Origin of the sequence: Streptomyces panacea (assembly GCF_040560175.1) — a bacterium.
Taxonomy (GTDB): domain Bacteria; phylum Actinomycetota; class Actinomycetes; order Streptomycetales; family Streptomycetaceae; genus Streptomyces; species Streptomyces panacea.
Genome location: NZ_JARJHW010000247.1, coordinates 1 through 8,936, shown reverse-complemented (window position 1 = coordinate 8,936; position 8,936 = coordinate 1). Strand labels below are relative to the sequence as shown.

At 69.5% G+C, this 8,936-nt stretch carries 10 protein-coding genes; 2 read left to right on the top strand and 8 right to left on the bottom strand.

Annotation, left to right across the window (positions count from 1 at the left end):
* Positions 1-16: 16 nt before the first annotated feature.
* The gene (locus P3L51_RS33235) at positions 17-781 is read right to left on the bottom strand and encodes an isoprenyl transferase (protein ID WP_354609070.1); all 765 of its coding nucleotides are present in this window, start codon (positions 779-781) and stop codon (positions 17-19) included.
* Positions 782-967: 186 nt separating this feature from the next.
* Here P3L51_RS33235 and mgrA point away from each other — a divergent pair, with 186 nt between their 5' ends.
* Positions 968-2,005, top strand: coding sequence for an L-glyceraldehyde 3-phosphate reductase (gene mgrA / locus P3L51_RS33230; RefSeq protein WP_354609069.1), 1,038 nt, complete (start codon positions 968-970; stop codon positions 2,003-2,005).
* Positions 2,006-2,420: 415 nt separating this feature from the next.
* Here mgrA and P3L51_RS33225 read toward each other — a convergent pair whose 3' ends face one another.
* The 3 genes from P3L51_RS33225 to P3L51_RS33215 form a co-directional block, all read right to left on the bottom strand.
* A complete protein-coding gene (locus P3L51_RS33225) occupies positions 2,421-2,798 on the bottom strand; it encodes a winged helix-turn-helix transcriptional regulator (protein WP_354609068.1) in 378 nt (125 codons plus the stop codon).
* Between the two features lie 146 nt (positions 2,799-2,944).
* Entirely contained in the window at positions 2,945-3,733 is a 789-nt protein-coding gene (locus tag P3L51_RS33220; protein ID WP_354609067.1) for a class I SAM-dependent methyltransferase, read from the bottom strand.
* An 82-nt stretch (positions 3,734-3,815) separates the two neighbouring features.
* A complete protein-coding gene (locus tag P3L51_RS33215; protein WP_435594582.1) occupies positions 3,816-4,775 on the bottom strand; it encodes a prepilin peptidase in 960 nt (319 codons plus the stop codon).
* 101 nt (positions 4,776-4,876) lie between these two features.
* Here P3L51_RS33215 and P3L51_RS33210 point away from each other — a divergent pair, with 101 nt between their 5' ends.
* Positions 4,877-5,233 carry a DUF192 domain-containing protein gene (locus P3L51_RS33210; protein ID WP_354609066.1) on the top strand — a complete coding sequence of 119 codons (357 nt, stop codon included), beginning with the start codon at positions 4,877-4,879 and terminating at the stop codon, positions 5,231-5,233.
* A 43-nt stretch (positions 5,234-5,276) separates the two neighbouring features.
* Here the strand turns inward: P3L51_RS33210 and P3L51_RS33205 are convergent, their stop codons facing one another.
* The 4 genes from P3L51_RS33205 to P3L51_RS33190 form a co-directional block, all read right to left on the bottom strand.
* Positions 5,277-6,104 (bottom strand): hypothetical protein, encoded by an 828-nt coding sequence (locus tag P3L51_RS33205; protein ID WP_354609065.1) that lies wholly within the window; start codon positions 6,102-6,104, stop codon positions 5,277-5,279.
* Between the two features lie 89 nt (positions 6,105-6,193).
* Positions 6,194-6,574 (bottom strand): hypothetical protein, encoded by a 381-nt coding sequence (locus P3L51_RS33200; RefSeq protein WP_354609064.1) that lies wholly within the window; start codon positions 6,572-6,574, stop codon positions 6,194-6,196.
* Complete coding sequence (locus tag P3L51_RS33195; protein WP_354609063.1) at positions 6,571-6,963, bottom strand: hypothetical protein; 393 nt, start codon at positions 6,961-6,963, stop codon at positions 6,571-6,573. The genes P3L51_RS33200 and P3L51_RS33195 overlap by 4 nt, the downstream gene beginning before the upstream one ends.
* Complete coding sequence (locus P3L51_RS33190; RefSeq protein ID WP_354609062.1) at positions 6,963-8,582, bottom strand: Hint domain-containing protein; 1,620 nt, start codon at positions 8,580-8,582, stop codon at positions 6,963-6,965. The genes P3L51_RS33195 and P3L51_RS33190 overlap by 1 nt, the downstream gene beginning before the upstream one ends.
* Positions 8,583-8,936: the final 354 nt, after the last annotated feature.

Below are 8,936 nucleotides of genomic sequence, written 5' to 3'. Positions count from 1 at the left end.
GCTTGCGGGGGCGGGGTCAGGCTCCGTAGCGGCGGTGTCGCGCCGCGTAGTCACGCAGCGCTCGCAGGAAGTCGACCTTGCGGAAAGCCGGCCAGAAGACTTCGCAGAAGTAGTACTCCGAATGGGCGCTCTGCCAGAGCATGAAGCCCGAGAGACGCGTCTCCCCGCTCGTCCTGATCACCAGGTCGGGGTCGGGCTGGCCGCGGGTGTAGAGATGCGAGGCGATCAGGTCCGTGTCCACTATCTCGGCGAGCTCCTCGAAAGAGGTGCCCTTGCTCGCGTGGTCCAGGAGCATGGAGCGGACGGCGTCGGCGATCTCCTGCCGGCCGCCGTAGCCGACGGCGACATTCACCAGTATCCCGGTGTTGCCGTCCGTGGCCTGCTCGGCCTCCTTCAGGACGGTCTGCGTACGGGAGGGGAGCAGGTCCATCGTGCCGACGTGATGGACGCGCCAGCGGCCGTCGGCCGCGAGATCGCGCACGGCGTTCTCGATGATGCCGAGGAGCGGGATCAGCTCGTCGTCGGCGCGCTCGAAGTTGTCCGTCGACAGCAGCCACAGGGTGACCACCTCGACGTCCGTCTCGTCGCACCAGCCGAGCAGCTCCTGGATCTTGCTGGCACCGGCCTTGTGGCCCTGTTCGGTGGTGCCGCCGGAGGCTTTGGCCCAGCGACGGTTCCCGTCGAGGACGACGCCGATGTGCTTGGGCAGCACCTGCGTGTGATCGAGGCGCCTCTCCACCCGGCGTGCGTAGAGCCCGTACACCAGGTCGCGCAAGTTCACTGAGTCCACCTCTCGATTTCTGATGGGGACCGCCCGCCGGGCGGACCGCGGGGCCGCCCGTCACCGCAGGGAGAGCCGTCCGCGAAAAAGGGGGACAGCCCCAGGCACCCGAAGCCGTCACATTACTGCGCGGGCGGCGCGACGGCCCAACCCGGTCTGTCACAAGTCCGTGATAGGGAAGGACTCGTGACTGAATCCCCCTTTTTCCTCGCAGCCGACGACCGGTACGACTCGATGGAGTACCGGCGCAGCGGACACAGCGGCCTGAAGCTGCCCGCTCTCTCCCTCGGCCTCTGGCACAACTTCGGTGACGACCGGACCCTCGACTCGCAGCACGCGATCCTGCGCCGCGCCTTCGACCTGGGTGTCACCCACTTCGACCTGGCGAACAACTACGGACCCCCGGCCGGATCGGCCGAGCTGAATTTCGGCAAGATCTTCGCGCGGGACTTCGCGGCCTACCGGGATGAATTGATCATTTCGACCAAGGCCGGATATCTGATGCATCCGGGCCCGTACGGGGAGTGGGGATCCCGTAAGTATCTGACGTCGTCTCTGGACGCCTCCCTGAAGCGGATGGGCCTCGACTACGTCGACATCTTCTACTCGCACCGCTTCGACCCGCACACGCCTCTTGAGGAGACGATGGGCGCCCTGGCGTCCGCGGTGCGGCAGGGCAAGGCGCTGTACGTGGGCGTGTCGTCGTACAACGCGGAGCAGACCGCCGAGGCGGCACGGCTGCTCAAGGAGATGGGCGTACCCGCTCTCATCCACCAGCCCTCCTACTCGATGATCAACCGCTGGATCGAGGACGACGGTCTGCTCGACACGCTGGAGTCGGCCGGCATGGGCTGCATCTCCTTCGTACCGCTGGCGCAGGGTCTGCTCACGAACAAGTACCTCAAGGGGATCCCGGAGGGATCGCGGGCCACGCAGGGCAAGTCCCTGGACCCGGACCTGCTGTCGGACGAGGTCGTGCGGAGGCTGAACGGGCTCAACGAGATCGCGCGGCGGCGCGGTCAGTCGCTGGCGCAGCTGGCGATCAACTGGGTGCTGCGCGACGAGCGGATGACGTCGGCGCTGATCGGCGCGTCCAGCGTGAAGCAGCTGGAGGAGAACGTCGCGGCGCTGTCCGGGGCCACGCTGTCGGCCGAGGAGCTGAAGGAGATCGACGCCTTCGCCGTGGACACCGAGGGCACCAACATCTGGGCCGGGCGGAGCTGAGCACGAGGCTGAAGGCGGGCCTGTCCGGAACCGAATGAGGTGCGGACGTGAAAAAACGGGCCGGTCCGTGGGGGGGATACGGACCGGCCCGAGGGGGGGTTTCCACCATAACCCTTCGTAAGTGATGCTGCGTGCCACGCACGGCCACCGCTACGCTCCGGAGTTGCCGGATCGCTGCGCCGGACACGTAAAAGGCCCTGGACAGCGGGGCTGAGCGCGCTGTTCGGGGCTTTTGATTGGCGAGAAGTCGCCACCCGATGGGAGTACTCCGGCGGGGATGGCGGGAGGGGCGCCGGCGTGGCGGTGACGGCGGTTCGGCGGTTTTGAGTTCGGTGGATCGAGAGTTCGGCGATTCGGGAGTTCGCGGATCGGGAGTTCGCGGATCGGGAGTTCAGCGGATCCGGAATTCGGCGGATCAGACAGCGGCGGCCTTCTCCGCCGTCTTCCGCTTGTTCGCGACGATGACGTCCATATGGGTGTGGCCCCACTCGCCGAGGGGGACCAGCGCCGCGTTCAGCGCCTCTCCCAGTTCGGTGAGGGAGTACTCGACCCGCGGCGGCACCTCCCGGTAGACCTCGCGCCGCACGATGGAGTCGGCCTCCAGCTCGCGCAGCTGCTGGATGAGCACCTTCTCGCTGACCCCGTCGATCTGCCGCCGCAGTTCGCCGAAGCGCAGCACGCCTCCCGCGCCCAGCGCCCAAAGGATCATCGGTTTCCACTTGCCGCCGACGACGGCGACCGCCGCGTCGAGACCGCAGGTGAAGGGATTCCCGGGCTGTCGCTTCACTGTCAACTCCTCGCCGGATGCCGATACTTACCAGGATGGCAGTACTCCGCCACGGGGAAGTGTACGAGGGGCCGGAGGACGCGGTGGCGGCAGATGACCCACACGACGGCGCGCCTCGGCGCGCACGCCCGGGTGTGGGTACGCGCCGCGGTTCAGGAGGGCTTGACCGCCTCGATCAGGAAGCGTGTCGTGGTGGCCACGAAGGGGCCCTCGGTCTCGATACGACGGTGCAGGGCGCCGAGTCGGTCCCGGTACCGGTCGACCGTGAAACCGGGCACCATCCAGATCACCTTCCGCAGGAAGTAGACGACGGCGCCGATGTCGTGGAACTCGGTGCGCAGCGACGCCGTCCGCAGATCCACCACGTCGAGCCCCGCCGCTTCGGCCGCCGCCCTGGCCAGTTCGGGGTCGCGCGCGGCGGCGCTGTCGGGCGGCAGCGGTCCCAGGAAGTACTCGACCAGTTCGAAGACGCTGGCCGGTCCGACCTCCTGGGAGAAGTAGCTGCCGCCGGGCCGCAGGACGCGGGTGATCTCCGTCCACCACACCTTCACCGGGTGGCGGCTGACGACCAGATCGAACGCCTCGTCCGCGAAGGGCAGCGGCGGTTCGGCGTGGTCGCCCACGACGGCCACGCCGAGCGGGTGCAGGAGCGCGGTGGCGCGGGCGACGTTCGGCGGCCAGGACTCGGTGGCCACGGTCAGCGGCGGCAACCTCCTTACGGAGGCGAGGACTTCGCCGCCCCCGGTCTGGATGTCGAGCGCGGCGGTGGCGCGGCCCATCCGCTCGGCCATGGAACGGGCGTAGCCCCACGGGGGCCGCTCCTCCGTCGCACGCCCGTCCAGCCAGGAGAAGTCCCAGCCTTCCACGGAGACGGCGCCGGCCTCGGCGACCAGGTCGTCGAAGCCGCGAGGGCGGGGACGGGGACGGGGCTCGGCGGGCATGAGGGGATGGTCGCAGGAGCGTCGTACGGGCCGCGAACGGATTTCGCGCGGGTCGCCGGAGGAACCCTGGAGGAACGGGCCGTCAGACGGCGAGAGCGCCGAGCACCATGCCGAGCAGCGCCCCGGTGATCATGAAGGGGCCGAAGGGGATCGCGGACTTACGGTTCGCCCGGCGCAGGGCCATCAGCCCGAGCCCGTACAGCGACCCGAGCAGGAACCCGGCGAACGCGCCGACGAACAGCACCAGCCAGCCGTACCAGCCGAGCACGACACCCAGCGAGAGCGCGAGCTTGACGTCGCCGAAGCCCATGCCGTTCGGGTTGATGAGGAAGAGCACGAAGTAGCAGCCGCCGAGCACGAGTCCGCCCAGAAGCGCGGTCGGCCAGGAGCCGCCGTCGTGCGGGAGGAGCGCGGCAATCCCGAGCAGCGCGGCGGAGGCCGCCGCGAGCGGCAGGGTCAGCTGGTCGGGGAGGCGGTGCACGTTGCGGTCGACGAGCGCGAGCAGTACGGCGAAGGGCGCGAGCAGCAGCCATACGGCGAGTTCGGGGCGGGGCCCGGTGGCGGCGGCGAGCACGCCGCAGACGAGGGCGGTGACGAGGATGACGTAGACGGAGGGGACGTAGCGCGCGCCGCGCAGGACGGGCTGAGGGGCGGCGGAGGTGTCCGGCGCCTCGGCCGTGTCGTCGGCCCGGCTGTCTTGCGACGCGTCGGTGTCAGCCGCCGGGGCCCGGTCCGCGCGGGTGAGCGCGGCCTCGCCGGCCTCCGCGTGCCCCGGGGACGCGGTGGCCCGGCCGGCGGTCGTCACGACGCCGCCCGCCGCCGCGCAGGTCGCACAACCGGCCGTCCCGAGCCAGCCTTTGGCGGGCCCGGTGATCGGGTGTCCGCCTTCGCAGCTGTCGCGGTACGGGGTCTCCGGCTCGACGGAGAGCCGGTACGCGGCGCGCGGCAGGAGCAGCCCGGTGGCTGAGCCCCAGAGGACGGCGACAACGATCAGCGTGACGTACACAAGGTCGACCTTAGAGGGGACCAGGGCGCGGGTCATGGGTCCTGGGGCCCACATCCGGCCGCCCGGGGCCCAGGGCGTGTCTTTTGATCGGCCTCCGCGGCGGGGAGCCGGGCGGCGGGGTCGTATGGTCTACCGCCATGGGGAAATGGCAGAACGGCAAGGGCAGACTGACCGTCGAGGGCCGCGACGAGCCGGTGGAGCTGGAGATCGCGGCCTCGTACGGCACACGGCGGCGCGGCCTGCTCGGACGGACCGGGCTCGACGGCGCGCTGCTGATCACGCCGTGCGGCAGCGTGCACACCTTCCGGATGGGCTTCACGATCGATGTGGCGTATCTGGACAAGGAGTTGCGGGTCGTCGACGTCCACACCCTGAAGCCCGGCCGGATGCCATTGCCCCGGCTGCGGGCGCGGCATGTGCTGGAGGCGGAGGCGGGGGCGATGGAACGGTGGGGTGTGCGTCCGGGTGTGCGGCTGACCGTGGACACGGCATGACCCCGGTGCGTGCCCCTGGTGCGTAACCCCGTGCCCGTTGCGGCTACTTGAGCTTCGCGGCCTGCGTCGCGAGCAGGATCGACGGTATCTCCGGCGTCGTGGCGCCCTCGAAGTTCGCGGTGTAGAAGGTCGCGACCGTGCCTCCCACGCGTACGACATGGAACACCAGCGGAACCGGGTCGCCCTCGAAGTCGCCCGTCACCTGGTACGCGAGGGTGTCGTCGCCCGCCTTGGGGGTGTCGATCCGCTTGACGGCCGAGTACGTCGACGGGCTGCCCGCGCCGCTGCCCTTGAAGCCGTCCTCGCAGGCCTTGACCGCGTCGCTCAGCCGGCTGAGCAAGGTGGTGGCGCCCTGTGTCCCGTGGGTGGTGAGGAATTCGGAGATGGCGGGCCGGCCGGTCTTCGCGCCGACGAGCTGACGGTAGACGGCCGCCGAGGGCTCGGGCTCGGGCCTGCCGTTGATCATCGCGGTGAGCGGTGCGCACGCGGGCTTGTCGGCGCTCTCGCCCTGCGCGGGCGGCCCGTCCATCGGGTCGGCCTTGAACGTCGGGACGTCGCCGGTGGCCAGCACCGCCGTCTCCAGCTCGGCCTTGGTCAGCTCCTTGCCGTCACCGGCACCGACGCCCTTCACCTTCGGGTCGACCGTCTTCGGCTGCTCCTCCAGGGCCGGCGGCTCCGAGACCTGGCCCGGGTCCTTCGGGTCCTTCGCCTCCGTGGTGGCGTTGGCGGCGGCGTCCGGCTTCTTCGGCTTGTCGGCGTCGCCGCCGCCGCTGTCCCCGCCGCCGCAGGCGGTGGTGAGCCCCAGCACGAGCGCGGCCAGGGCGGCGACCGTGCCCGTCCGCCGTGACGTACCCGCGGTGCGCTTCCTCATCGGAATCCCATCTCGCTCTCCACTGGCCGGTACCGCACGCTGCGGCGGCTCGCGCCGCCTTCCATGGGTCCTCGGACCCCACCATGACGTCACTGCGCCGCGCCGACGCCACGGCGCAGACCGAGGGCCACGCCCGCCACGTTCTCCCGGAAGAAGCCGACCTGCTCCATGAAGGCACGCTCCGACGGGACCATGGTGAGGAGGGTCGTCAACAGGGCGTGTGCGGCGCGTAGTTGGGCTTCCGTCGCGGAGAGGGACAGGGAGTGGTCCGGGTCGTGCTCGACGGCGAACAGCGCCGCCAGGCCCGCGCCCTCCTCGCCCAGGACGAACCGCCGCTGCTCCGGGTCGGGAACGAGGGCGTCGAATGCCTCGGTGGCGCGGCGCAGCAGTTCGAGCTGCGAAGGGGTGAGGCGTACTTCCAGGCCGCTGCCGCCGTTTCCGGTACGGCTGACCGGTACCCGATTCCTCATACCGGCAGCCCCGATGTCAGCAGACCCGAGCGCAGGACGAGCGCCATCCGCAGGACGCTCTCGCGGAAGTCCCCGACCCGCTCGACGAACTCCTCCTCGGCCCAGGTGACGGTCGGCAGCGACGTGAGGATCCCGTACACCGCGTGGAGCTGGGCGAACGTCAGCTCGACCGGCCCCGGCACCACGTCGTCGTACGACACGTCCAGCTGGAGCGGCTCCGCCAGGGTGACGTCCTCGGCGCCGGTGACGAGGGCCCGGACGACCGCGGACTCCTCCTGGTACGAGAAGACGATGACCGCCCGGCGCAGCAGATGGAACTGACGGTCGTCCACCATCAGGACATACTGTCCGTCCTCCCGGCCGCGCCGGACCTCCACCTCGGTGATCATCAGTTGCGCTTCGCTCCCTTGCTGTAAATACGGTCGAACTCTTCCCGGGTCATCTTGTAGCCGTGGACCATCGTGCCGTTCTTGAGGATCACGACGCCCTTCTCGTCATCGTAGAGAGCGTCGGACTGGGAGTTCGGCCTCTTGGGGTCCGGCGGCCTGGCGTCGTGGTGGGTGAATTCCTTGTCCTTGAACTTCGCGAAGTACTCGGCCATCTTCGTCGGATCGCCGTTCGTGCCCGGGATGATGTGGTCCTCGGCGTTCTTGATCCGCTGGGCCGCCTGCGCGGGGGTCTCGCCCTCCACCGGCTGGTCCTTGGACTTGATGCGCTTGACGTTGTAGTCCACGCCGTCCGCGATGTCGGCGCCGTGGCGCTTGTCGATCTCCCCGTGCTTCTTGTCCGTGATGCCGAAATCCGGATCCTCGTCGTAGTCCGGGTTGTCGCACGGGTCGTTGTTGTGGACGAGGGCTTCCTGGGCGCCGACACCGACGTAGTACGTGTGGATGCCCTCGACGGACAGGTCGTACGTCGTCCGCTGACGGGTGTAGCGGTCGACGTCCAGGACCCGGAGCGCCCCGCCGGCGGCCGTACGGAACGTCGCGCCCGGCCGGATGTCCCCGGCGTCCGCCCAGCGCCGCTGGTCGCTCAGCCAGAACGGGTGGGTGTCGGTCGCCGTGAGGGCGGCGGTGCCCGAGCCGGAGAGGACCGTCAGCCGGGTGAAGTCCTTGTCGTCGTGGGTGGTGATGGTGCGGACGACGCGACGGGCGGTGGTCAGGCCGCTGGACGGCTCGGTGACGGTGACCCACTGGCCGGTCCGTACGGTCTCGATCGGGATCCGGCGTCCGTCGGCGAGCAGTACGGGAGTTCCGGGCAGGAAGCTGTGTTTGACGGCGCAGGATTCGGGCTTGTCCTTGGGTTTGTCCGGTTTCTCGGCGTCGAGTTTCTTCTTCGCGTCGGCCAGTCTGTCCTCGGCGTCGCCGACGCGCTTGCGGTTCTTGATCAGGCCCTTGAGACCGTCGTAGAGGTCCCCGCCGTGCTTCTTGAGCTTCTTGACCAGCTCAACGGCCTTCTTCCACTTCCACGGAGCCCCGTACTTCGCCGCCAACTTGCCCACCGCGCCACCGACGACACTGAGCAACACATTGATCAGCGTCTCCGTGCAGGCGCCCATGTCGCCCTTGGTGATGCAGTCCAGCGCATCCGTGATGCCGAGTTCGTCGGCCAGGATCTTGGCGAGCTCCTTCGCCGCTTCCTTCGCCTTGTCGCTGTCAGTCTTCTCAGCCGCCTGAGCGTCCTGAAGCTCCTTCAGCGCGGCCTCGTAATCCAGCTCCGCCTGCGACTTCTCACCACTGTCGTTGCCGGTGCCACCACCCGTATCAACAGCGGGGTCGCCCTGACCGCCAGCGGGCGGGACCTCTTCGCCGCCCCGATCGTCCCCGGCGACCGAGTCACTGCCACCACCGCAATTGCCACCACCGGTGATCTTGCAGACCTGCGTACTGATCCCATCGGCGAGCGCCGGCCCAACCCCCGTACCCACCAAGGCGCCCACGATCGCCGCGACCACGACGATCAGGCCGACATACTCGATCGCCCCCTGGCCCCGCTGCGATCGACGCAAAGCGCCCAGCAGCCGAACGTCGGTGCGCGGCAAGGCCTCTCGCGCACGACGACGGATACGACGAACCCGACGTACTACCCCCGATGGCAACATAAGCGCAACGTTACGACGCCGGTACGGTCGGGTCATGGGCCCCAGGACCCAACGCCGGGCTCACTTCCACAGGACTCTGCCCCGGCCGCCTGTCGTACCGGCGGACGGGGCAGAGGTGGGGGGTTTCCTGAGGCCCGCGAACGCGAGCAGGGCAGGTCCGCCACCATCCTGGCCGGGGACGGATACGGTTCTGCCCTGCTCGCCGGGGCTGTGTGCGGGTCAGCCGCCGAGGATCTCGGCGACCTTGTCGGACAGACCGCC